Source organism: Spirosoma oryzicola (genome assembly GCF_021233055.1).
Taxonomy (GTDB): Bacteria; Bacteroidota; Bacteroidia; order Cytophagales; family Spirosomataceae; genus Spirosoma; species Spirosoma oryzicola.
The window spans coordinates 2,108,649-2,131,058 of record NZ_CP089538.1 but is presented as its reverse complement, the minus strand read 5'-3'; the positions used below and the strand labels follow the sequence as shown (position 1 = coordinate 2,131,058).

20 protein-coding genes and 1 other RNA gene are annotated in these 22,410 nt (G+C 50.8%); 8 read left to right on the top strand and 13 right to left on the bottom strand.

The window, feature by feature from the left end:
- Nucleotides 1-25: 25 nt before the first annotated feature.
- Nucleotides 26-400, bottom strand: a transfer-messenger RNA (tmRNA) gene (gene ssrA / locus LQ777_RS08615).
- Between the two features lie 172 nt (nt 401-572).
- Here ssrA and LQ777_RS08610 point away from each other — a divergent pair.
- Nucleotides 573-1,214 (top strand): hypothetical protein, encoded by a 642-nt coding sequence (locus LQ777_RS08610; RefSeq protein WP_232562112.1) that lies wholly within the window; start codon nt 573-575, stop codon nt 1,212-1,214.
- A gap of 36 nt (nt 1,215-1,250) precedes the next feature.
- On the opposite strand, the gene LQ777_RS08605 is transcribed toward LQ777_RS08610, so the two are convergent.
- The 7 genes from LQ777_RS08605 to LQ777_RS08575 all read right to left on the bottom strand — a co-directional run bounded on the left by LQ777_RS08605 (nt 1,251) and on the right by LQ777_RS08575 (nt 11,901).
- The gene (locus LQ777_RS08605; RefSeq protein ID WP_232562111.1) at nt 1,251-2,234 is read right to left on the bottom strand and encodes an alpha/beta hydrolase; all 984 of its coding nucleotides are present in this window, start codon (nt 2,232-2,234) and stop codon (nt 1,251-1,253) included.
- A 142-nt stretch (nt 2,235-2,376) separates the two neighbouring features.
- Nucleotides 2,377-4,512, bottom strand: coding sequence for an outer membrane protein assembly factor BamB family protein (locus LQ777_RS08600; RefSeq protein ID WP_232562110.1), 2,136 nt, complete (start codon nt 4,510-4,512; stop codon nt 2,377-2,379).
- A gap of 78 nt (nt 4,513-4,590) precedes the next feature.
- Entirely contained in the window at nt 4,591-5,799 is a 1,209-nt protein-coding gene (locus tag LQ777_RS08595; RefSeq protein WP_232562109.1) for a PepSY-associated TM helix domain-containing protein, read from the bottom strand.
- 36 nt (nt 5,800-5,835) lie between these two features.
- Nucleotides 5,836-8,310, bottom strand: coding sequence for a TonB-dependent receptor (locus LQ777_RS08590; RefSeq protein WP_232562108.1), 2,475 nt, complete (start codon nt 8,308-8,310; stop codon nt 5,836-5,838).
- A 270-nt stretch (nt 8,311-8,580) separates the two neighbouring features.
- Entirely contained in the window at nt 8,581-9,939 is a 1,359-nt protein-coding gene (locus LQ777_RS08585; RefSeq protein WP_232562107.1) for a DEAD/DEAH box helicase, read from the bottom strand.
- Nucleotides 9,940-10,188: 249 nt separating this feature from the next.
- Complete coding sequence (locus LQ777_RS08580; protein WP_232562106.1) at nt 10,189-10,962, bottom strand: SDR family NAD(P)-dependent oxidoreductase; 774 nt, start codon at nt 10,960-10,962, stop codon at nt 10,189-10,191.
- A 123-nt stretch (nt 10,963-11,085) separates the two neighbouring features.
- Nucleotides 11,086-11,901: a phytanoyl-CoA dioxygenase family protein gene (locus tag LQ777_RS08575; protein WP_232562105.1), complete on the bottom strand. Its 816-nt coding sequence runs from the start codon at nt 11,899-11,901 to the stop codon at nt 11,086-11,088.
- Between the two features lie 336 nt (nt 11,902-12,237).
- Between LQ777_RS08575 and LQ777_RS08570 the strand changes: the two genes are divergently transcribed.
- Nucleotides 12,238-13,218, top strand: coding sequence for a BamA/TamA family outer membrane protein (locus LQ777_RS08570; protein ID WP_232562104.1), 981 nt, complete (start codon nt 12,238-12,240; stop codon nt 13,216-13,218).
- Here the strand turns inward: LQ777_RS08570 and LQ777_RS08565 are convergent.
- The 3 genes from LQ777_RS08565 to asnS form a co-directional block, all read right to left on the bottom strand.
- A complete protein-coding gene (locus LQ777_RS08565) occupies nt 13,197-13,883 on the bottom strand; it encodes a sphingomyelin synthase family protein (RefSeq protein ID WP_232562103.1) in 687 nt (228 codons plus the stop codon). The genes LQ777_RS08570 and LQ777_RS08565 overlap by 22 nt on opposite strands.
- Nucleotides 13,884-14,075: 192 nt before the next feature.
- Nucleotides 14,076-15,158 (bottom strand): complex I subunit 1/NuoH family protein, encoded by a 1,083-nt coding sequence (locus LQ777_RS08560; RefSeq protein WP_232562102.1) that lies wholly within the window; start codon nt 15,156-15,158, stop codon nt 14,076-14,078.
- 92 nt (nt 15,159-15,250) lie between these two features.
- Nucleotides 15,251-16,705 carry an asparagine--tRNA ligase gene (gene asnS / locus LQ777_RS08555; protein WP_232562101.1) on the bottom strand — a complete coding sequence of 485 codons (1,455 nt, stop codon included), beginning with the start codon at nt 16,703-16,705 and terminating at the stop codon, nt 15,251-15,253.
- A gap of 411 nt (nt 16,706-17,116) precedes the next feature.
- Here asnS and LQ777_RS08550 point away from each other — a divergent pair, with 411 nt between their 5' ends.
- From LQ777_RS08550 to LQ777_RS08535, 4 genes are all read left to right on the top strand, one after another.
- Nucleotides 17,117-17,566, top strand: a complete 450-nt coding sequence (locus LQ777_RS08550) for a WapI family immunity protein (protein WP_232562100.1) — start codon at nt 17,117-17,119, stop codon at nt 17,564-17,566.
- A gap of 228 nt (nt 17,567-17,794) precedes the next feature.
- Nucleotides 17,795-18,301, top strand: coding sequence for a SixA phosphatase family protein (locus tag LQ777_RS08545; protein WP_232562099.1), 507 nt, complete (start codon nt 17,795-17,797; stop codon nt 18,299-18,301).
- Nucleotides 18,302-18,358: 57 nt separating this feature from the next.
- A complete protein-coding gene (locus LQ777_RS08540; RefSeq protein ID WP_232562098.1) occupies nt 18,359-18,559 on the top strand; it encodes a hypothetical protein in 201 nt (66 codons plus the stop codon).
- A gap of 4 nt (nt 18,560-18,563) precedes the next feature.
- Nucleotides 18,564-18,968 carry a VOC family protein gene (locus LQ777_RS08535; protein ID WP_232562097.1) on the top strand — a complete coding sequence of 135 codons (405 nt, stop codon included), beginning with the start codon at nt 18,564-18,566 and terminating at the stop codon, nt 18,966-18,968.
- Between the two features lie 34 nt (nt 18,969-19,002).
- Here the strand turns inward: LQ777_RS08535 and LQ777_RS08530 are convergent, their stop codons facing one another.
- Nucleotides 19,003-20,196, bottom strand: a complete 1,194-nt coding sequence (locus tag LQ777_RS08530; RefSeq protein ID WP_232562096.1) for an aminotransferase class V-fold PLP-dependent enzyme — start codon at nt 20,194-20,196, stop codon at nt 19,003-19,005.
- A 97-nt stretch (nt 20,197-20,293) separates the two neighbouring features.
- Here LQ777_RS08530 and LQ777_RS08525 point away from each other — a divergent pair, with 97 nt between their 5' ends.
- Nucleotides 20,294-20,845, top strand: a complete 552-nt coding sequence (locus LQ777_RS08525) for a hypothetical protein (RefSeq protein WP_232562095.1) — start codon at nt 20,294-20,296, stop codon at nt 20,843-20,845.
- Between the two features lie 118 nt (nt 20,846-20,963).
- On the opposite strand, the gene xerD is transcribed toward LQ777_RS08525, so the two are convergent.
- Nucleotides 20,964-21,875 (bottom strand): site-specific tyrosine recombinase XerD, encoded by a 912-nt coding sequence (gene xerD / locus LQ777_RS08520; protein WP_232562094.1) that lies wholly within the window; start codon nt 21,873-21,875, stop codon nt 20,964-20,966.
- An 83-nt stretch (nt 21,876-21,958) separates the two neighbouring features.
- Between xerD and aroQ the strand changes: the two genes are divergently transcribed.
- Complete coding sequence (gene aroQ, locus LQ777_RS08515; protein WP_232562093.1) at nt 21,959-22,402, top strand: type II 3-dehydroquinate dehydratase; 444 nt, start codon at nt 21,959-21,961, stop codon at nt 22,400-22,402.
- Nucleotides 22,403-22,410 lie beyond the last annotated feature (8 nt).

The window sequence follows — 22,410 nt, the reverse complement described above, 5'->3', positions numbered from 1 at the left end:
CTGATTTCGGGGTTTTAGAACCTTTTTGTGGAGACGGAGAGATTCGAACTCTCGTCCAGTCAAGGAACCCGTCGTGCTTTCTACATGCTTAGGTACCCTTAGGATTGTCGGGAATCGGCCCGGTGTGTACCGAACCAAGCCTCATCCGTATGTGCTTGTTTCTTACTCGGCCGTTAACACCATAAACCGAGCCAGCGCTGCGAGTCGATGCCTCCTGATCCAGCCAGCAGCACGTAGGCCGGGGAGACAATGGCTATTGCTTAATCCTCCGGATTAGGCAGCCATGGCGTAGTTATACTCGCCAGTTATTGTTTTGACGATTTGTTCGGGTCGGGAACTATCGACAACTCCCGGCATGCTTACACGCGACCTCAGCAAGCTGTCAATTCCGGTCGTCCCCAATTGACCCCCAATGCGGGCGTGTAGCTGTATAACGCAACGACGCCTGATTTGGTTCGATCAATGGCCTTTCTTACGCCCTATCCTTTAGCCGAAAATTAATAAACTAATTTGCTTTTAGGCTGTTATGCCGCTACTGGCTACCATTATTTTTTCAGCATGGACACGTACGAATGACTGCCACTCCGTTTGAAACGAACCTGTATCAGCACTTGACCCCGTTTTTTGCGGAGCATGGCTATACACTGTTGCCCGAAAAGAAACAGTACCGCCGTAACGTAGCAATTGGGTTTCTGAATGTTATTCTGTCCTCCTCGTTTTATGGCGAAGAAACGGTGCTGGACGTGAACTTTGGGTGCCGCAACGACCAGATCGAGCAGATCGCCCAGCAATTTCTGAATACCTCGCCCGATGGTCGTCCCGACGCCAATACGCTGATTAGTTCGATTGGTAAGTTCAACGGCTTTCAGTATTTCCGTTACAAGATCAATTCCGACGAAGAGCTTGCTCATAGCTGCGAGCAGATCGAGCAGTTTTTCGATACGCAGGGATTTTCCTTTCTGGAAAGCGCCTGTACCCTTCCCTCCCTCGACCGGCTACTGAACGAACACCCCAATCAGCCCTGCCAGTACGTATACAATCAGGTACACCGTTGCTACAAGGGCTTAATTGCCGCCCGACTCAATCACAATCCGTACTTCGATGGTCTGATTGACAGCTACCGGCATTTGCTCACCCGGCAGACCCAAAATCCTTACGAGCAGCTGAATTTCGAGCGCCTGATTGCTTACTTGCAGCATTACTCCGCCAATTAGCGAATCGACGGCAAAACTCTTGGAGAGTTACTCGCTCTACCGCTTCACAAACTGAGCGATGGCCGTTGCCAGACCCGCCGTCAGGGGCAAGGCCGGATCGGTGTACGTCTTAAAATTTTCGGTGGTATCCGTTGGTGCGTTCTTAAGCACGTGGTTCATCTGATCGAACAGCAGCAAACGAGCGTCAGGCCGGGCCGCTTTTAGCATCTCCGCTTCGCTCGCAGCAACCTGGATATCCTGTTTCCCGTTAATAATCAATACGGGTCCTTTAATCCGTTTTAGTTCGTTGGCCGGATCGTATTTCATCCACGAAATCATGGCAGGCTGTAATAATGGATGTAAAACCATCAGCGCAACCAGAGCCGGTTTATGAACCGTTTGTCCCGACCGGAGCGAATCCAGATCCTGGTAGACCAGTTGTCGCTGTTCTTCCGGCAAACCCTTAAACTGTACTTTCAACACATCGGCAATATTCCGGCCCGCCCCCGCCAGGGATATAAAGCCACTGGCCTTTGTCTCAATAGTCGCTAACATCCCCACCAACGAGCCTTCGCTATGACCGGCAACCACGACTTTCGAAAACCGTTTGTCGGCCTGTAGCTGACGAATAAAGCCGACGGCATCACTGATGTAGTAGTCGAAGCGGTGGTCCTGCGGCTTCAGCACCTTCATGGTGGCAGCGATATTAGCCCCCGAACCCCGTTTGTCGTAGCGAGCCACGGCGATTCCCTGACGGACCAAACTATCGGCTAGCATTCGGTACGTACCGGCCTTGAGCGTTCCGAAGGTTGCAATGGGCGCGGGGCTATTGCCATCCCGGTCCGTAGAACCCGACCCCGCAATGATCAGCACGACAGGTACGGGTTTGGTCAGGTTGGCCGGAAGTGTCAACGTTCCGTCGAGGGTTAGGTCAACCTCTGCTGGTACCGTGATCTTGTAATGAATCGGCTCTTCGGACTGCGCAAAGGTTGTTAGCCCGGTAAGTAGGAACAAAAAAGTAGTAATCAGCCGATAACGCATGAGGCTATTTTCTTAATGATGACTAGTTCATACACGCGCTTTTCCACATGGAAAGCATGCATACGGATACAAAACACGATGATACTCACAACTAGGCCGGTCACCACACCTTTCGCCGTTTGGTGACCGACCTTCGCTGGTACTAAGGAAGCGCGAACGCTACGTACTGATTTCCTTTTTTGGCCCCCAGCTTGGCACCACCACAGGCAATGACAACGTATTGCTTGCCATTTACCTGATAGGTTGCGGGCGTGGCAAATCCGGCAGCGGGCAAATCGGTTTCCCAAAGTAGCTTACCCGTTTTCTTGTCAAACGCCCGGAATTTTTCGTCTTTCGTCGCGGCAATGAATAACAAGCCACTGGCCGTTATGACCGGGCCACCGTAGTTCTCCGTACCCGTATTTCGGATGCCTTTTGCCTTCAATTCTTTATCTTCACCCAAGGGTATCTTCCACAGGTATTCGCCCGTATTCAGGTTTATCGCGTTGAGCGTACCCCAGGGTGGCGCAATGGCCGGATAGCCCCGACTGTCCTGAAACTTGTTGTATCCGGTTACTTTATACGGCAGGTAAGGCTCCTTTATTTTCGCCATGGTAGCGGCACTACCCACCTCCTGTTTTTCTTCCCCAAACAGAAACGCGATCAGCGCCTGTTTATCGTCGGCTGACAAAGCAGTAAAACCAGGCATCATTCCTTTCCCGTTGCTGACAATCTGCATCACATACGGCCGGTCGCGTCGCTGTCCAATATCCACCAGCGATGGATAGCCACTTCGCGCGTTGCCTTTGCGTTCGGGACCGTGACAGCTAATGCAATTTTGGGTGTAAACGCGCTGTCCGGGGCTGAGATGCGCCAGTTCATCCGCTTTCGGCGCGTCGATCATCTTGAAAATCCACGGAACATCGTTGGCATTCACGTACAGAATACCGTCGGGGTCAGCAGCAGCGCCCCCCCACTCAGCTCCGCCATCGGTGCCGGGAAACATCAGACTGCCCTGTTTGCTGATCGGCTCGTAGAACCGCTTACCAACCGACCGAAGAACGGCTTTCAGCGAATCGCGATCACCCGAATGCGGGTTGATGTCGGCCTCGGTCATGCTCTGCCGCGCAAACGGCGCTGGCTTCTGCGGAACCGGTTGCGTGGGCCAGGTCATTTCACCGGGAATATCGGACTTCGGAACGGGTACCTCTTTGATTGGGAAGAGTGGTTTTCCCGTCACGCGGTCAAACACAAAAACGAAACCCGATTTGGTAACCTGCGCCACAGCGTCGATTTTTTTACCGTTCTGGGTTACGGTCACCAGATTGGGCGGAGCCGGAAAATCACGGTCCCAAAGGTCATGGTGCACTGCCTGAAAATGCCAGAGTCGCTTACCGGTTTTGGCGTCGAGGGCTAACAGGCAGTTGGCAAAGAGGTTCTGACCATGCCGGTTACCCCCGTAAAAATCGTAGGAAGGCGATCCGGTCGGTACATAGATAATTCCCCGGCGACGATCGACGGCCATGCCCGACCAGTTGTTGGCCGCGCCAATATCGGGGTTTCGGTACGCTTCCTTCGGCCAGGTGTTATAGCCGTATTCGTTGGGGTACGGAATCGTACGGAATGTCCAGGCCAGCTTGCCCGTACGCACATTGAACGCCCGAATGTAGCCCGGCGCTCCACCAACTTCTTCCGCCACCCGAACGGGCATCACGATCAAGTCGCCGAAAATGGTACCGGGTGTATTGGAGATGATAAATTTGTCTTTGGCCGCCTGCCCTAACCCAGCGTGAAGGTCGGCATGACCGTTTTCGCCAAAGCTTGGGATTGGCTTACCCGTTCGGGCATCCAGGGCGTACAGCAACGGCCCGACCGTATAAAGAATTCGTTTGTCTGGCTCACCGGGACCTTCGGACTGCCAGTACGTCACCCCGCGACACGTGCTGTACCACGCCTTGAGCGGATCACCGGCGGTCCAGATCTCTTTGCCGGTTTTGGCGTCGAGGGCAAAGACTTTCACGGTAGGCGACACACCGTATAATACGCCGTCAACAATAATCGGATTCGTTTGAATCTGTCCACTATCGGGAGTAGCGTAGGTCCAGGCTACTTTTAAATTGGTAACGTTATCAGGCGTGATCTGGCTTAAGGCTGAGTAATGATTTCGGTCGGGACCGCCGAGGTATTCGCTCCAGTTTGTGTTGTCGTTGGGTTTATCGTCGGTTAGGTTCTGCGTAAAATGAGACCAGCCGAACGTAAGCGCGGCCAGCGCTCCAAGGGGCAAAAGCAGTCGTTTCATTTGAGCTTAGGAGTAGTTAGACAAATCTACGCGAAAACTCAAACTTACCACATACGATCAAACCGCCGTTTTCCTTGCTTAGCCTTCGCTCAGCTTGTTCGATGCGGCTACGACAACCGAACGATTGTGCTGCGGTTGTTTGGGCAAGGCTCTGTCGACGCTTCGTTGCCTGACAGTCCCGCTCTTTTTCCTGCCCCGTCCCCACCAGATAAGAAAGCCCGTGATGGGTAAACTGGCGGTTATCAGCGCCACAATGAGCGCAATGATCTTGGTAGGCCAGCCAAGCATACTGCCCGTGTGAATCGGGAAAATAATCCTACGCGCTTTAAAGCCCCGGGTTTCGCCGTCGTACAACCGTTTTTTGATCAGATCGCCGGTTGCATTGTCAAAATACAGGAAGTCAACAATATTATCGATGGCTGCTTCTTCATTCCGTTTTGATACCGTTACGGCCAGACTGTCGGTTTCCGGAAACGCGAACGTAATGGCTCCGGAATGGGGTAAAAGTCTATTCGTTTCTGCGTACATTTCCTCCAGAAGATCCGCACTTTTCAACGAGACTGACGACTGATTTGCGGGGGCTTCCCGCTTAGTCTGCGGTTTACCGTCAAAGGCGTAGAAAAGCAGGTTGTTGACCCATTTGTAACTCCAGATCAACCCCGTCGACGCGATCAGAAAAACAAACGGGAGTACGTAGAAACCGAAAATGGCGTGCAAATCCCAATTGAGCCGTTTGAACGAAGCACCCCATTTTACCGTAAAGCGCTGTTTCGCGTTTTTGCGATTCGGCCACCAGAGCACTAAGCCGCTAATCATAATGATCAGGAACGAAACGCACGAAATACCGGTGATGATCTTTCCCGTGTCACCCAAACAGAGGTACCGGTGCAGCCGCAGCACAACCGAAAAAAAGGCGTCCTGCTCCTGCCTTGCCTCCACGACTTTACCCGTATACGGATCAAGGGCGACAGCCAGTATATCTTTTGCTTTTTTGCTTTGCTGAAGTTCAACCACAACGGTGCGGTCGGGGTGCGGCTCGATAACAACGCGGCTTAATTTTTTGCCGGGAAACTGGGTGGTTGCCGTTGTCACCAACTCGTCGAGGGGTACCCGTTGCGCATTATCGGGTGGCACGATGGTATGAAACCGGGCATCGATGATTGGCTCCAGCTCCTTTTCGAAAACGAGTAGCGACCCCGTAAGCGCCACGATAAAAACCACAAGGCCGGAGCCAAGCCCCAGCCATAAATGTAGTTTTGCTGCGATGTTTTTCCCTGTTGTTCTCACCGTCACCAGCTATAGAGTTGATCTGTTTTTAAGCCACTAGAATGTATAGGAAACAGTAGCCATAAAGTTACGGGGTGTACCCGGAAACAACCGCAAATAGTCGTATCCACCCACCCAGTAGGTCTTATTAGCCAGATTGTTTAGATTCACCTGAAACTGAAACTTATCGATCTTGTAATAAACAGCCGCGTTCAGAAGCGTATAGCCTGGAATGGTCTGTGTATTGTTCAGTGACAAGTTACGTTCTGTCACAAAATTACCGCCCAAACCAATACCCAATCCGTTCAGCCCAGCCGATACGAACGTGTATTTGGTCCATAAGCTGCCTTGCTCTTTGGGCGCATTCGGTTTCTGCATATTCACCAGAACCTGATCGGCCGCTCGCGAACCCGCATCCGTAATCTTGGCGTCATTGCGACTGTAGGTAGCGATCAGACTCCAGTTGGGAAGGATATTGCCCGTTACGTCAACCTCTACCCCTTTTGCCCGCTCCTGTCCAATCTGGATCATCAGGTTTGGGTTATCGGCGGCATTGGCCGAATAAAGCGTATTCGTTTGAGTTATGTCGTATACGGACAGGTTAGCGGTTAGTCGTCCGTCCAGCCATTCGCTTTTTAACCCAACTTCCTTCAACGTGCTTCGGATCGGGTCAAACGGACCGCCCGACAACGGATCGCTTTGCACCGTAGCATCCTGCGGGTTATAACCAGTCGTGTAGGTTCCGTACAGATTTACGTTTTTCGTTACGCTGTATACCGCCCCGATCCGTGGTAAAAAGGCGTGCTGCGTAACATTGCTTTCGGTGCTGGTGGTATAGCCTTTTTTGTCAATGTACGTGTCATAGCGAAGACCGAGCAGAATTTGCAACCGATCAATCTTTACCTGTTCCTGCAAATAAATACCGTGCAAGGAGTAGAAAACGGGCGTAGTTGACGCATTGGTCGTGACATTGTAGATGTACTTGGTAGGATCTTCCAGTTGGTTATTCTGAAGCGTCAGGTCGTAATGTGATACGTTTGGTTTCGGAATGCTCCGCGTAACGCCGTTGGCCGTATAGTTGTAAAACTGATACAGGTCCGGACGTTTTGCATTGTACGCTGCGGCTCCACCGGCCTTCAGCAAATATCCGTTGGCGGTTTGCTGCCCTGACCCTTTAGGCGTTGTCGACTGGATATAATCATAGCCAACAACAAATTTATGCTCCGCCCGACCCGTACGGAAGTTATGGTTCAGGAACAGCGAGACATTGTCCATGAATGATTTGGTCTGCCGCACAAAAACCTGCCGGGCTACCAGGTTGTCAATGGCTTTCCCCGCCGAATCGATGGCGTTGACGTTGCTGCTCCGGTGTTCCAGCAAATCTTCCGTGTAGCCCGTACGAAGATAAGCCATGTTGAACGACGTATTGGCACTAAATTGATGGTTCAGCGAGGTCGTGATCAGATAGGTTTCTTCGTTCAGGTAATCGTTGACGGCGTTGAGCGACGTAGCCGTTGAGCTGGAATACAAATCGTTTCCTTTTACAGACTGCCCCCGGTCAAGTCGGCTGTTCGACTTGTTGTAAACCAGGTCAAAGTTGATGCGGGTTTTGGTGGTCGGCAGGAATGACACCGAGGGCGCAATAATGATGTTTTTGTCGAACTGAAGATTTCGGAATGACTGCGCGTTCACGTAACCCAGATTCAGGCGGTACAAGAGCGTTTTGCTTTCGTTCATCGGACCGGTGAAGTCGGCCAGCACACGCATGGTGTTGAAGCTGCCCGTCGTGAACAGAAGCGATTTCTGCGGAGTCGTCAGCGGTTTTTTCGTGACCCGGTTGATCGTCCCCCCCGGCGACGAATTGCCGTACAGGGCCGAAGCAGCGCCTTTGACTACTTCGACACGCTCCAGGTAGTTGACGGGTGGCTGTTTCCAGAATCCCGAAAAGGTGCGGAGTCCGTTAAAGAGTTGGGTAGTGCTACCGCCGTTCATGCGAAAACCACGAATCGTCAGGTCGTCGTAGAACGTAAACTGGTTCACACCGCTCATATTTTTCACGGCATCGCCCATAGTGAAAGCGCCCTGATCGCGTAGCACTTCCTTGGTGACATAACTCACGGCCTGCGGTACGTCTTTCAATGGAGTAGCCGTTTTGCTGGCAATAAATGAGATGTCGTTCTTGTACGTCGTTTCGCGACGGCCCACAATTTCAACGGTTTGCAACTCCTGCATAGCTTCCTGAACGGTCAGGTTTAGCGTTACGGTTTGCTGTTCTGCCAGCGATATTGTACGGCCAAGCGTTTGGTAGCCAACGCCGGTCGCGACAAGTTGGTACGATCCTGCGGCTAAGCCTGAAAACGTAAATTCACCGGATGCGGATGTAGTTGTTCCTTTGCCTGTACCTTTTAAAATGATGTTAATTGCTTCAACTGGGTCACCGCTTTCATTAGAAACCCGGCCTTTTATCAGTCCTGTCTGCGCAAAACACAGACAACTGCTTAGGATAAGTAAACAAGTAAACGAGATTTTCATTAATTAGAATGATTGGTGGTATTCTGCAAGAGCCCAAAAGTAGTTTATTTAGATTAATTACAGATAGGGTGTCCAATTATTCTTGTTTATGTAGTATTTATACCTAAAAAAGGTATACATCGATTGCTGCTTCAGGCTGATACTGTGGCTCTCTGCCATTGTCTTAGCCAACTACTCTACTTAGACGAACGAGTATACTTACTTAGTCTAAAAACAAAACTAGCGACTCATAACGAGTCGCTAGTAAACAGGTAGCTTACTTGTAATCGATTAGTTTTGCTCAGAGCGGGAGTTCCCAAACCGACGGTTGTTGCCGCTTCTGCCACCCGTGTTCGGAGCGCTCTTGGTATCGCTCCTCCCCCGCCGGAACGAGTTGTTGTTCGATGGACCGTTCGGGCGGCTCTTACCGCCACCACCTCCTCGATTGGCATTCCCGTTTCGGCCTTGTGCCTGCCGGGGCTGGGCGGGCGTAACAGCCGCCGTTGCTACGTCGAGCACGTACGGATGATCTTCCACAACCGGTACGCGCTTACCGATCAGCTTATGAATATCTTTCAAAAAGTCCGTTTCCTCTTCATCGCAGAACGACAGCGCAATGCCATCATTTCCCGCGCGGCCCGTCCGACCAATGCGATGGACGTACGTTTCGGGAATATTCGGAAGTTCGTAATTAATAACGTGCGATAGTTCGTCTACATCGATACCACGAGCCGCAATATCGGTAGCCACCAGCACGCGTGTCTGACGACTTTTGAAATTTGTCAGGGCGCGCTGACGAGCGTTTTGTGACTTGTTGCCGTGAATGGCTTCGGCCTGAATACCAGCCTTGAGCAAGTCTTTGGCTACTTTGTCAGCTCCGTGCTTGGTACGGGCAAACACAAGCGCTGAAGCAATCCGGTTGTCGTTGAGCACGTGAACCAGCAGCTTGCGCTTGTTTTCCCGTCCCACGAAGTAAACGGCCTGCTGAATCGTATCCGCCGTTGACGAAACAGGCGTCACCTCAACTTTAGCCGGTTTGTTCAGAATGGTATCGGCTAATTTAGCCACATCGGGTGGCATCGTTGCCGAAAAAAACAGCGACTGCCGACGCTCCGGTAAACGAGCGATAACTTTTTTCACATCGTGGATAAAGCCCATATCCAGCATCCGGTCGGCTTCGTCGAGCACGAAAAACTGAACATCCCGCAGCGAGATAATGCCTTGATTCATCAAATCAAGGAGTCGGCCGGGCGTTGCGACTAGTACATCGATGCCATTTCGAATCGTGTTGACCTGACTATGTTGTGAGACGCCCCCGAAGATAACCGTATGCCGCAGATTCAGGTAACGCCCGTAGGCAGCAAAGCTCTCGTCAATCTGAATGGCTAGCTCACGCGTGGGTGTCAGCACAAGCGTTTTGATCCGCCGGGGGCCCGTCGGGTTCTTACTCCGTTCTTCGTTAAGCAGTTGTAAGATAGGAATCGCAAAAGCGGCCGTTTTACCCGTACCGGTCTGAGCACATCCCAATAAATCCCGGCGACTCAGTAAAACAGGAATAGCTTGCTGCTGAATAGGCGTTGGATTCGAGTATCCTTCTTCGGCGAGCGCCTTCAGGATGGGGTCAATTAAATTTAAATCGGAAAATTGCATGTATTGGCTGGACGTCGAATGCCGGATGTTTGAAGGTAAGCTGTTTTGGCTGAACCGACAGCCCCGCTTCCAACGGCCAACGTCTGAATGAAAGTTGTATTTTTATAACTGTTGTAACGCAAATAAAGTGCCATTGGGCAAAAAGCCGGAAGCGGAAACTGCAACAGGACCGTTACAGCTTCCGCTTCGTGATGATCGTTCAATTGGTTAGCCCATTTACGTAACGATCTGTAAAACTGGCTTCATTCTTTAGTCGTAGATGCTTCCGGCGGTTTTCTCGACAATACCTTTCGGCAACAACCAGGCCATCAGTTTACCAAGCTGGTTGAGTACCCCCGTAACCACTTCGGCCTTACCGGCTAGTGTAGCGTCCACGGCTTGAAGCGCTACCTCTTCGGGCGTCATGTTAACCCGTTGTGCGGCTTTCCGGCCTTTGTCTCCGATTTGCGCCCGGTCAACGAAACCGGTGTCGGTAGAGCCAGGGCAAACGCAGGTCACCGAAACCGACGAGGATTTCAATTCCTGCCGAAGTCCGCGGCTAAACTGAAGGACAAACGCTTTGGAAGCGGAATACAAACTCAGTTTGGGGATTGCCTGATAAGCAGCTGAACTACCGATATTCAGAATATAGGCTTTGGACTGCTGACGAAGTTGCGGCAGAAACAGGTAGGTCAACTCCACAAGCGTCATCATGTTTACCTGCATCATGTCGATATGCTCAGCCAGCGCGTGTTTCTCAAACGGTCCGCTTAATCCGTAGCCCGCATTGTTGACCAGAAACCGAACTGGGTAATTCTTCGTCTGGCACCAGTCTAATACTTGTTGAGCGGCTCCGGCTTGGGCCAGATCAGCGGCAAAAAAATCAGTCTTAATCCGGTGGGACGTTGCCAGCCGCTGCGCAATATCCTGCAAGAGCGATTTCGAACGGGCAACCAGTAGCAGATCATATTTACGACGAGCCAGTTCTTCGGCAATCGCCAGACCAATGCCTTTACTGGCTCCCGTAATGAGGGCGTAAGCCATAAATCCGTCTTTAACGATTAACGGTCCGGTGAGGGAGTCTTAGTCTTCAGTTTTAGCGCAAGTTGCCGCTAGGAGCAACTAAAAACTGGAGACTAACAATCGCTACACCAGACCGTTAAAGACTTAAATATTTACTTTGGAGATAAACCGGTGGTAAAATGGCGTTTTGCTGTGCTCATTTTTAGGCATGTATTTGCCCGTCACAACCGGTACGTACATAACACGACGACGACTCGCTTCACCAACGTGGGGCGACTGCTGCGCCCGGTGCCAGAGACGGCCATCATGGACGCTCAGATCACCAGCGTTTATGTCGAAGCCGATTTCCTGCTTGTCCGGTTCGTTGTCCACGAAGTACTTTTTGCGGAAGAGCATTTTAAGAATGCCCTGCTTGTGCGTACCTGGAATAACGCGTAACCCACCATTTTCGTAAGGTGTAGCGTTCAGGTGAATCCCTACGTTCAGCATCGGCATGATCCGCTGACCCAAGAAGATGTCGCGGGGGCTATCGGTATGCCAACCCATTTGCGAGAACTTACTGTTCGGCGTACGAACGTAGTGATTGAGGATAAGGCCGTCTTTTTCAATTTCGGCAATGCGGCCCTCGTAAGGCTGCAACAGATCCACGACGGCTTGCAGACGCGGGTCCTGCAAAAATTCGTGAAGCGCGGTGCTGTGCTGCGAGAGGAAGCACATCCGCTGAATCATCGAGTTACCGGCTTCATCCTGACCAAATTTCAACGGTACTCCGTTGACTTTGTCACGGCCTTCGGCCAGCCACTCCTTCTCGATGCGTTCAACTTCACTGATGAATAATTTGACCGTTTCAGGATGAATGAAATTACGAAAAACGATCACGCCATGCTTATTAAAAAACTGACGTTGTTCTGGGGTAATGGTTTCGCCCAGCGTAAAGGGCGGTAAATCGATTTTGCTCATATCGGTGGTTTACAAACTCGGAGTCTCCGTTTTAGGTTCCAACCGGTGGTCACGCACTGTCAGACAGACACAACCTTAATGGTTTATTAAAGCCCAAATCTACTAAATTTACAATTTTCCGATTACTTTGCCGGCATTTAATTAATCTGACTTTAATTAACGGTTCGTTCATTACCCGTGCCTGCATTTACTACTAGAATACCCATACTGCTGTTAGTCAGCATGTTGTCTGTTCATTCAGGTATTCTATTTGCTCAAACTGACAGCCTTTCTTTACCGGTTCAAGCACTAAAGGCAAAAGACGCAGAAACCCGCCATACCCTAATTTTACCATTAGTGGCCCGGTCAATCGAAACAAATTGGTCCGTTGGCATAGCCGGATCATTTACGTTTCGCTTCAATCGACTCGACACCGTCGCCCGAACCTCTAACACGCAGGCGCTGGTTTTATACTCACTGCGAAAACAATTTATCACGGCTGTTAACGGAACAACTTATTTTCCCGGTGAGCGGTACATTCTCAATCACCAATTGTCTTACAGTTACTTTCCCGACAAGTTCTGGGGATTAGGAAAAGTAGCGCCCGATCAGAACGAAGAGGCTTACACTTTCCGCCAGTACTACGTTTACCTGCACCTGCAACGAAAGCTGAAAGAACGTTTCTTTGGTGGTATCCTTTACGAGTATCAGCGCCTGCTGGCCGTTGATCATCAGCCCGGTGGGTTGTTCGATCAGTTGGACGTGGTCGGTCGCGATCCGTATTACATTTCCGGGGCTGGTCTCAGCCTAACGTACGACACGCGCAACAATGCCTTCGCGCCGGATCAGGGCTCGCTGATGCAGGTCTTCTTCAACCACTTTTCACCCTGGTTTGGTTCACAATTTCGGTATACGGCTTACGCCGTCGATCTGCGCCGGTTTGTGCGGCTGTATCGCCAACAGGTACTGGCCGTGCAGGCGTACGTGCAATTCAACGCGGGCAATGTTCCGCTCCGAAGTCTGGCCAGCTTTGGTGGCTCGAACAGCATGCGGGGTTTTTACGACGGTCGCTTTCGGAGCAAAAATCAACTTGTTCTACAGGCGGAATACCGCGTACCGATTGTAGGCCGAATTGGCGCCGTAGGCTTCCTTGGTCTCGGCAACGTCGGCGATCAGCTGCGCGATCTGAACTTGCAGGAGCTTAAGTATTCGTACGGAGGTGGTCTGCGCGTAGCCTTGAACCGTAAAGAGCGGCTCAACCTACGGGTTGACTATGGTTGGGGGTTTGGCGAAAGCACGTCTCACGGCCTTTATTTTCAACTGGGCGAAGCTTTCTGATCAACGGGATGCTCGACATTGTTCCAGCCGCTCAGGGCCATCCATTTGCCTACTCTGTAGAGCGGATACGTAAAGACAAAAGCGCCCAGTACGTCAATTGTATAATGCACATGCTGCACCAGCAATAAGGTACCCACAATCAGGGAACCAATCAACGCAAACAACCGGTCCCACTTTCGGCGCAGGCACAAAAACATCAGAAAAATACTGGACGTGTGCCCGGAATAAAACAGGTCTTTGGTGATGTATGTCTTGCCGTAAAACGCATTGCTCAGCGGGTCGATAAGCGGGATCAGGCCCACCGGCGGATCGAGCGGAACAAGCGTAATGCTTATCATTCTGGACAAGCTAATGATAAGATAGCCATACACATACATCATAAACACAGCCGGACTAAACCGTGCCCGGATCAGCAACAGTAACGCGGTCGCCCAGATGATCAGAAAGATCCACAGCGAGACATCATTGGGCGGAAGCTGGTTGAGCACCCAGTCGTGTAAAACGGGGCCCGTGTGCTTTTCGATTGTCTGAAAGAAGTAAGGGAATGCCAGCAGCAATACAGTGACGCAGCTCATTCCAATGAAAAACTTCCGGCGAAATATGGGTGATTTCCAGGCTGTCTGCCAGACTAGATCGCCGGTTGGATTAGGTGAAAGTATAGACATTCTTGCCGTAAAGGGGCGCGAAGCGACAAACGCGCCTTGTAGTATTCAATTCAGATTATAGGTTAACTAATTTATCGAGGGTTCAGTTACCCAAGCGGTATCTTATGTGTATTAGGCCATTTCGCCAGACAAATCCTGCTTGAATTGATCGGTGATCTTCGGCAGTCCTTGACTCGATTAACTCGAAATCGTCTAGACCATCAAAAGCCGCCAGATCCCTGAAATCAGTAACAGTATCAGGCCGATTGGCGTCAGGACTTTCCAGCACAAAAACATCATTTGATCGACGCGAACACGCGGAAATGTCCAACGTACCCACATTTGCAGCAGCACCGCCAGAAACACCTTTGACAGTAACCAGAAAACAGCGGTTACATTACCCCAGATCGTGCCGGGAGCGCCACTAGTCCAGTCGGCCAGCCGAACCGGTCCTATGTTGGGCAACGGAGTATTCCAGCTACCCAGAAACAGGACAGCGCCCAAAAACGACACCAGCAGCATCATGGCGTATTCGGACAGGTAAAGTAAGGCAAACCGCATTCCTGAATACTCGGTATGAAAACCACCTACGATTTCCGATTCACCTTCCGGCAAATCGAACGGTGCCCGATTCGACTCAGCCAGGGTACAGATAAAAAACACGACGTAAGCGACCAGCAAAAACGGGTTACGAACGATGTTCCAGGTAAAGATTCCTCCCCAGTTTGTTACATCGACGCCCAGGGGCTTGAGGCCAAAAAGATAGTTTGTTTCAGACGAAAAAATGCCTTGCTGAAAACTGATCTCCTGTAAGTTAAGCGTCTGACAGATCATCACGGCGCTGAGGATCGTTAGCCCCAGCGGAATTTCGTACGATATAATCTGAGCTAATGAGCGCATAGCCCCGAACAGCGAATATTTGTTGTTGGACCCCCACCCGGCCATCAGGATGCCGATCACGTCGAAGGAAACAATCGCCATCAGGTAAAACACGCCAACAACGGCACCAGAACCTTGCAAATCGGGGGTGAGCGGCAGTACGGCAAAGCCCGCAAAGACCGAAGCAAAAATTACCGCCGGAGCAAGCAGGAACAACCGCCGATCTGCCGCTGCCGGAACAATGTCTTCTTTCTGAAGCAGTTTCAACAAATCGGCAAACAGCTGTAGCAATCCCCACTTACCCGTCTCCATCGGGCCAAGTCGGTCCTGCATAAAGGCCGAAATCTTACGTTCGGTGTAAACGCCGACCACCACAAAGCCGGAAGCAACAGCGAGAAAAATGGGGAGAGCCAGCATACATTATCCTATGACGTCATCACGTGCATTTGTAGTCATTGACTGTACTGTTTGATGAATGACAATCAACGACTACAAATGACAAAGAATGACTAAAATTCGGCTGTTTTGGGCGCGCGGGGGAACGGTATTACATCACGAATGTTACCCATGCCGGTTACGAACAGAACCAGCCGCTCGAAACCGAGGCCAAAGCCAGCGTGGGGAGCCGAACCAAACCGGCGCGTATCCAGATACCACCACAACGCTTCGGGCTCGATGCCTACTTCCTGCATCCGGGCAACGAGCTTGTCGTAGTTATCTTCACGCTGCGAACCACCGATGATCTCGCCGATTCCGGGAAACAAAACGTCCATCGCCCGAACGGTTGGCCCCGGAGCCGCGTTCGACTCCTCGTCCTGTTTCATGTAAAACGCCTTGATCTCACGGGGATAGTTCGTCAGGATAACCGGCTTTTTGAAATGTTTCTCGACCAGGTACCGCTCGTGCTCCGACTGTAGATCGACACCCCAGCTAACCTCGTACTGGAATTGCCCTTTCTTGGCGGGTTTCGAGTTGACCAGAATATCAATAGCATCGGTGTACGTCAGCCGGACAAACTCGTTGCTGATAACGAACTGAAGTTTATCCAGCAGGCCCATGTCGCTCTGCTCTTCTTTCTTCTTGGTTTTCTCTTCTTCCTTGAGCCGGTTATCGAGAAACGCCAGATCGTCAGCGCAGTTTTGCAGGGCGTACCGGATTACCGTCTTGACAAAATCCTCGGCCAAGTTCATGTTGTCTTCCAGCTCGAAGAAAGCCATCTCCGGCTCAATCATCCAGAATTCAGCCAGGTGGCGGGTCGTATTCGAGTTTTCCGCGCGGAAAGTCGGTCCGAAGGTGTAGATTTTACCTAACGCCATAGCGCCCAGCTCGCCTTCCAGCTGCCCCGAAACGGTCAGGTTGGTTTCACGACCAAAAAAGTCCTGGCTGTAATCAACCTTGCCTTCTTCGTTGAGTGGTGGTTTGATGGCGTCGAGCGTCGTCACGCGAAACATTTCGCCCGCTCCTTCCGCATCGGATGCGGTGATGATCGGTGTGTTGAGGTAATAAAATCCGTTATCGTTGAAGTACTTATGCACCGCAAAGGCCAGCGCGTGACGGATACGCAAAACAGCGCTGAACGTATTCGTCCGTGGCCGCAGGTGAGCGATCTCGCGCAAAAATTCCAGCGAGTGACGCTTAGGCTGCAACGGGTATTTATCGGGGTCAGCTGGACCGTAAATCTGGATAGAAGCTATTTTGACTTCTACAGCCTGCCCGGCCCCCTGCGACTCAACCAGCAATCCGGTGACAGCCAAGCAGGCTCCGGTCGTGATCAGTTTCAGAGTGTCCTCAGGAAGCTGACCGGTCTCAGCAACGGCCTGAATCGTATGGATGGTTGACCCATCGTTAAGGGCAATAAATACCGCGTTTTTACTTTCCCGCTTGGTGCGGACCCAACCCTTGATGGTCACTTCAGTACCAACGGGTAATGTTTTTAATACGTGCTGAATGGGTAAATAACTCATGCTGAAACGGCAACCGGATAGTGTTCGGTCTGCAAAAATACGGATTGTCCTTCGAAATCGCCCACTTTAATCGCAATGTGAAGGTTCGTTCAACAAAACGCATCTTTGTGCGTATACAGGTTCTGAAACACATTTATGATCAAATACCCCATTTTGTATAAGTCTTTGGCGCAACTCTTACACAAATGTTTACCGCAATTATTATTTATTAAATAAAACCACTGAATATCAATTTGTTTATTGATCTTTGACGTATAATCACATCAGTTATTATTGGTTAGTCAATAGCTCGGTTAGCAAAAGCTGTTAGGAACGGTCATTGAAAAGTGATTCTGACAAGTTTTTGGGTCTCTTAATTTATTTAGGTACCCGGTTACGTCTGCTGATTTTATTTTTCACCCTGTTCCGATCATGTTTTACACGTCTAAATCGTCCTTCAATCTCGAAGTCATCAACTACGAGAGCCCACGAGGTGGCCCCACGCTGGAAGACAAAAATCTGCTGCTAACGTGCCTGCAACTGGTTGATAAAAACCGACGTTGGGAAACCATCGCGCCTATTCTTCACACCTGGGAAGTTAAGCACTTGATTGGCTGGCTGAGCGATATCCTCGGCAGTCGCGATGTCCCCAATAAGCTTAGCTTTTCGGAACCCTGTCTGGTCATTCAACTAACGGAATGCTCTCCGCAAAAGGACCGATTCTGCTTTCGTTTTTTACTGTCCTACGAAGCAACTCCGCCCTGGTGGGCTATGCCACTTGACGATCCTTACCCGCTCATCATTGAGTGTAATCGAACTTCCATTGCAGAAGCTATCGGTCATCTTTCCAGTCAGCTGGCACTTTTTCCAATTCGCAATTAGCGCTAAAGCCTGGTTCGGCTTCTGTTCACAAATACAGATTAGTCAGCCTTGTATCGATGCCTGTCGGTATCAGCCGTAGGATTCAACTACGCCCGAACATCCTGAGCAGATTTTATTCTATTGGCGCTTGGTACCAAATTTTTCTTCGGCAGTAGACAGAGTTTATCACTCTTTACTAACTTTCCGTGCTTGCAGCCGTTATAGCTCTACGCATACACGTATTTCCTAATGCCACTTACACTCTACATTGTTCGGCATGCCAAGGCCGAAGACCGATCTATTTTAATGACCGATCACAGTCGGGAGTTGACCCCCGACGGTATCGTAGCAGCGGCCCGTATCGGTCGTTATTTGCACGACAAAGCCGTAAATCCCAACGTTATTATTAGCAGTACCGCTTCCCGAGCCAAGGATACCGCTAAAGTTATCGCCGAACAACTGGGTTTTGACCCAGCCAACATTCAACTGGACGACGAGTTGTTTGACGGGGGCCCTAAAGCATACCTTGCTGCTGTCAACGCGTTACCTGCCAGCGCCCAATCCGTGATGATCGTAGGCCATAACCCGGACGTATCGTATTTTTCCGAATTTTTGACGCATCAAAGTGTTGGCTCCATGAGCAAAGGTGCCGTTGTAGCTGTTACCTTTGACGGTATTTCCTGGGCAGAGGTTTCCGGGCGAACAGGCAGCATTGCCTATGAGATTTCCCCTAAACAACTACCGCAGGATTCGTAACTTACGGTGTATGCAAGCGAAACAGTATGCTCGTACACCTAAAAACGTCTGTTCTCTGTGAACCGCAATCGTCGCATCTTCATCATCGTCTTTATTACGTTTACGGCTATCGTCATTTTTTTTGCCATCGACATGGCCAGCCGGACCACCGCCCCCTGGAACAAACGCCGGGAAGTCGAACGTGCTTTGCCTGTTGAACGGGATGGCACGGCAATCGACACGGCTGTGACAGACGACGATACCCTACTTAGCCGCTAGCCCTATGCTTCACTTAACCGCCGTTCATCACATTGCCATCATCGCTTCGGATTACACGGTGTCAAAGCGATTCTACACCGAAATTTTAGGACTGACGATAGTAAACGAAGTACACCGCGCAGAACGCCAGTCGTATAAGCTGGATCTGGCACTGAATGGTCAGTACATCATTGAGCTATTCTCATTTCCGAATCCGCCCAAACGCCCATCCCGACCGGAAGCGGCTGGTCTACGACATCTGGCTTTCGCCGTTCAGGACCTCGACGCTGCCGTTGCTCACCTAAACCAGCAAGGCGTGGCAACAGAACCGATCCGTATTGACGAGCACACGGGTCGGCGTTTCACGTTTTTTGCCGATCCGGATGATCTACCGTTGGAGTTTTACGAAGAGCCAGTCGTAGTGCATTAAGTGTACAGTCAGGAATCTTTCTGATTCCTGTTTCTTAAAGTACATTCGTCAATACGTCAACCAACGCATCAACGTCAGCCGGGGTGTTGTAAAGGTGCGGAGCGATACGTAGGGCACGGGCCCGCGCCGAAACAGCTACTTTCTGAGCCAATAGGGCTTGTTGAACCGCCATCGGGTCCGCATGTTCGGGAAGCCAGAGGCCAACCAAGTGGTGACTGCGTCCCTGACTGCCGTTTACGGGTTCGACATGGCAGCCAAGCTTCTCCAGCGCAGGCCACGCAGCTTGGGTTAGTTCGTTGGTATAGGTCTGAATGCGCTCCGGCTGCCAGTCAACCAACTGACTCAACGCAGCCTCCAACATCGGCATCTGGATAAAGTGAGATTGTTCGCCGACATTGTAGCGATACGCTTTTGGCCGATACGCTGGCTGATAATCCATCAGACGGTGAAACTGATTACTATCCAGTCGGTTCATCCACCCTTCTTCCAGCGGAACTCCGTCGTCGAAAGCAGGACCAAAGTATGCCAGTCCCAGCGAATACGGTCCCATCAGCCATTTATAACCCGCGCAGACAAGAACGTCGGGTTGAACGGCTGTCAGATCGAACGGTAAGGCTCCGACAGCCTGCGTACCATCTATCGCAAACCACGCGCCGACTTCCCGCGCTCGTTTACCCACCGCTTCCAGATCGAACCGAATACCATACATCCAGTGTACGGGCGGCACCATGACCAGTGCGGTATCCGGTCCGATTGCGTCGAGCAGTCGCTCATTCCAGGTCGGCCCTTTCGGAAATTCGTCGGGCATCGACACCGTTTTGATCGTCAGATTCAGTTCTTTGCTAATACGATCCCAGGCGTATACATCACTCGGAAATTCGCTTTCGACCAGAACAATGGTTTGTCCGGCGCGAATACCGGGCTTCTGAGGCAGGTTACGCGCCACTATTGCCATGCCATACGATACCGATGGCACAATAGCGATACGGTCCGGATCAGGATTGTTGATCAATTCGGAGAACAAGGACCGAACACGAGTGGCTCCGCTAAAAAAATCATCGGGCCGAAGACCAAACGGATTTGTATCCCGGCTAATCGCGTCGTGTCCGGCTTGCTCGGCCAGCTTACTCAACGGAGCCCGGGTCGCGCAGTTTAAGTAGTGAAGCCCTTCCGGCAAGCTAAACCGGTGTTTCTGTGTACTAAGTGGAGTATAGTCAACGTTCGGCATACTAATTGAAACAAATAACTCAATTTAAAACTTCGTTGGTCTATTTTGGCATAGGTTTTGTTTATTATTTTTACAATATTTAAACACCGTAACTTTCATGACGACTTTATTGGGAATCGGTTCCCGGATTAGCCACGCTGAGTTTGGCGATGGCGTCATCATTAATTTAAAAGCAAGCGGTTACACCATTACCTTTTTGAACCAGGGTGTGAAGGTACTCAAATTTGATACGCCCTTAACCGTCATTGAAGCCATTGAGCCCGATGATGATCTCATTAGCTTATTCGACGTGGAGCAGGCGCTAAACCGAGTTCTGAAGCGTTGGGCGACGGAGGCAGGGTCCGATCACACCGAGGTTGTTCCGCTGGGCGACAAGTGGAAAGGCGGCAAACTAATTTTAAAGCCGGGACGGACGGATCTGGTCCAAAAAGAAATGCCTATTGATGCGTTCTTTCATAAGATCGTCATGGTACGCGACCGGCTTCGTGTACTCGAACAACGGGTCAACGCCAGCAGACTTGACGATGAAGAAAAGATTAACATTCAACAGTATATCACGAAGATATACGGTAGTCTGACTTCGTTCAACCTGCTCTTCAAGAATCAGGAGCAACAATTCGTCGGCGACAAATCGCTCACCGAAGCATGATATTACAGTAAATTTTGGGTTAGTAGAATTGAGGCTCCCCGCTGTTGTTTCGACGGCGGGGACTTTTTTTGTCCGGGAAATATAATGCTGATACTGAACGTGCTATTCGTTTGGTCGGTCATCCTTTTCGGCGACCCGCTCTCGGGTGAAACTCGCGGAGTGTCTGTTGCAGATAATCACGGTCGAGGTGGGTGTAGATTTCCGTAGTCGTAATTGACTCGTGGCCCAACATTTGCTGAACCGCCCGCAGGTCAGCACCGCCTTCGATCAGGTGTGTGGCAAACGAGTGCCGGAACGTATGGGGACTGATGTTTTTTTTGACGCCTACTTCTGCTGCTAATTTTTTTATCGTCGTAAAAACCGAAATCCGGGACAGTTGCTTGCCGCGCAGATTAAGAAAAATAGTATCCTCGTCGCCTTTCTGAACAGCCAGTGTCGAGCGTACGTGGTCCACGTAGATACGTGTGTAATGCATCGCATCTTGGCCGATGGGCACCAGTCTCACCTTATCTCCTTTGCCCAGCACCCGGATAAATCCAGCGTCGAAGTAGCAGTTGGTCAGCCGTAAGTTGAGCAGTTCGGATACGCGCAGGCCCGAACTGTAGAGCACTTCGAGCATCGCCCGGTCGCGGGTTCCGCCGGGCGTCGACAAATCGATGACGGACAGCATCGCTTCGATTTCGGGGAAACTAAGCGTATCCGGCAGCTTCCGACCCAGCTTCGGCGCTTCCAGCAATTGCGTCGGATCGTGCTGAATCAGGTTTTCGAGCAATAAATACTTAAAAAACGATTTTAGTCCCGACAACATCCGCGCCTGGCTATGCGCCGACAATCCCAGTTCACCCAGGTATTTCAGAAAATTCATTAACTGCTTCTCCGTCACCTGCATGGGCGACAGGCTCGGGTCGGTCAGCAGGATGTATTCGTACAGTTTTTCGGCATCGTGCAGGTAAGCCTCCACGGAGTTTTCCGACAGCGACCGTTCGAGTTTAAGGTAGTTCTTGAATGCGTTTATATAACTTTGCCACATACAGGGAGCCAGAACGCTCACGTTCAGGTAAGCTTACATACTTCGTTTACTCTACTGTCGGACATTGCTATCCGGGTTATTTTATGAAACAGATCCTCATCATCAACGGTCCAAATCTGAACCTGCTGGGAAAACGAGAACCGGGCATTTACGGAAACCGCTCGTTTCTGGATTATCTGAGAACGCTGGAAGACCTGTTTCCTGATGTGCAACTTCGTTATTTCCAATCGAACCACGAGGGTGATCTGATCGATAAAATTCACGAATTAGGTTTCGACATCGACGGAATCGTTATCAACGCCGGGGCGTACACGCACACCTCCATCGCCATCGCCGACGCGCTTTCTGCCGTTACGGCTCCGGCCGTCGAAGTGCATATCTCCAACGTTCACGCCCGCGAATCGTTCCGGCACCACAGCTATTTGTCGGCCAAATGTAAAGGTATTATCGTTGGGCTGGGCCTCCAGGGCTACGAAATGGCGGTCCGCTATCTGATCAGCGAACCGATTGCCGCCAACAACAAGTAACGTTTTAT

Coding starts and splice junctions, on each gene's coding strand:
- LQ777_RS08610 (WP_232562112.1), top strand. CDS start 573: ATGACTGCCACTCCGTTTGAAACGAACCTGTATCAGCACTTGACCCCG.
- LQ777_RS08605 (WP_232562111.1), bottom strand. CDS start 2,234: ATGCGTTATCGGCTGATTACTACTTTTTTGTTCCTACTTACCGGGCTA.
- LQ777_RS08600 (WP_232562110.1), bottom strand. CDS start 4,512: ATGAAACGACTGCTTTTGCCCCTTGGAGCGCTGGCCGCGCTTACGTTC.
- LQ777_RS08590 (WP_232562108.1), bottom strand. CDS start 8,310: ATGAAAATCTCGTTTACTTGTTTACTTATCCTAAGCAGTTGTCTGTGT.
- LQ777_RS08585 (WP_232562107.1), bottom strand. CDS start 9,939: ATGCAATTTTCCGATTTAAATTTAATTGACCCCATCCTGAAGGCGCTC.
- LQ777_RS08580 (WP_232562106.1), bottom strand. CDS start 10,962: ATGGCTTACGCCCTCATTACGGGAGCCAGTAAAGGCATTGGTCTGGCG.
- LQ777_RS08575 (WP_232562105.1), bottom strand. CDS start 11,901: ATGAGCAAAATCGATTTACCGCCCTTTACGCTGGGCGAAACCATTACC.
- LQ777_RS08565 (WP_232562103.1), bottom strand. CDS start 13,883: ATGTCTATACTTTCACCTAATCCAACCGGCGATCTAGTCTGGCAGACA.
- LQ777_RS08560 (WP_232562102.1), bottom strand. CDS start 15,158: ATGCTGGCTCTCCCCATTTTTCTCGCTGTTGCTTCCGGCTTTGTGGTG.
- asnS (WP_232562101.1), bottom strand. CDS start 16,705: ATGAGTTATTTACCCATTCAGCACGTATTAAAAACATTACCCGTTGGT.
- LQ777_RS08550 (WP_232562100.1), top strand. CDS start 17,117: ATGTTTTACACGTCTAAATCGTCCTTCAATCTCGAAGTCATCAACTAC.
- LQ777_RS08545 (WP_232562099.1), top strand. CDS start 17,795: ATGCCACTTACACTCTACATTGTTCGGCATGCCAAGGCCGAAGACCGA.
- LQ777_RS08535 (WP_232562097.1), top strand. CDS start 18,564: ATGCTTCACTTAACCGCCGTTCATCACATTGCCATCATCGCTTCGGAT.
- LQ777_RS08530 (WP_232562096.1), bottom strand. CDS start 20,196: ATGCCGAACGTTGACTATACTCCACTTAGTACACAGAAACACCGGTTT.
- LQ777_RS08525 (WP_232562095.1), top strand. CDS start 20,294: ATGACGACTTTATTGGGAATCGGTTCCCGGATTAGCCACGCTGAGTTT.
- xerD (WP_232562094.1), bottom strand. CDS start 21,875: ATGTGGCAAAGTTATATAAACGCATTCAAGAACTACCTTAAACTCGAA.
- aroQ (WP_232562093.1), top strand. CDS start 21,959: ATGAAACAGATCCTCATCATCAACGGTCCAAATCTGAACCTGCTGGGA.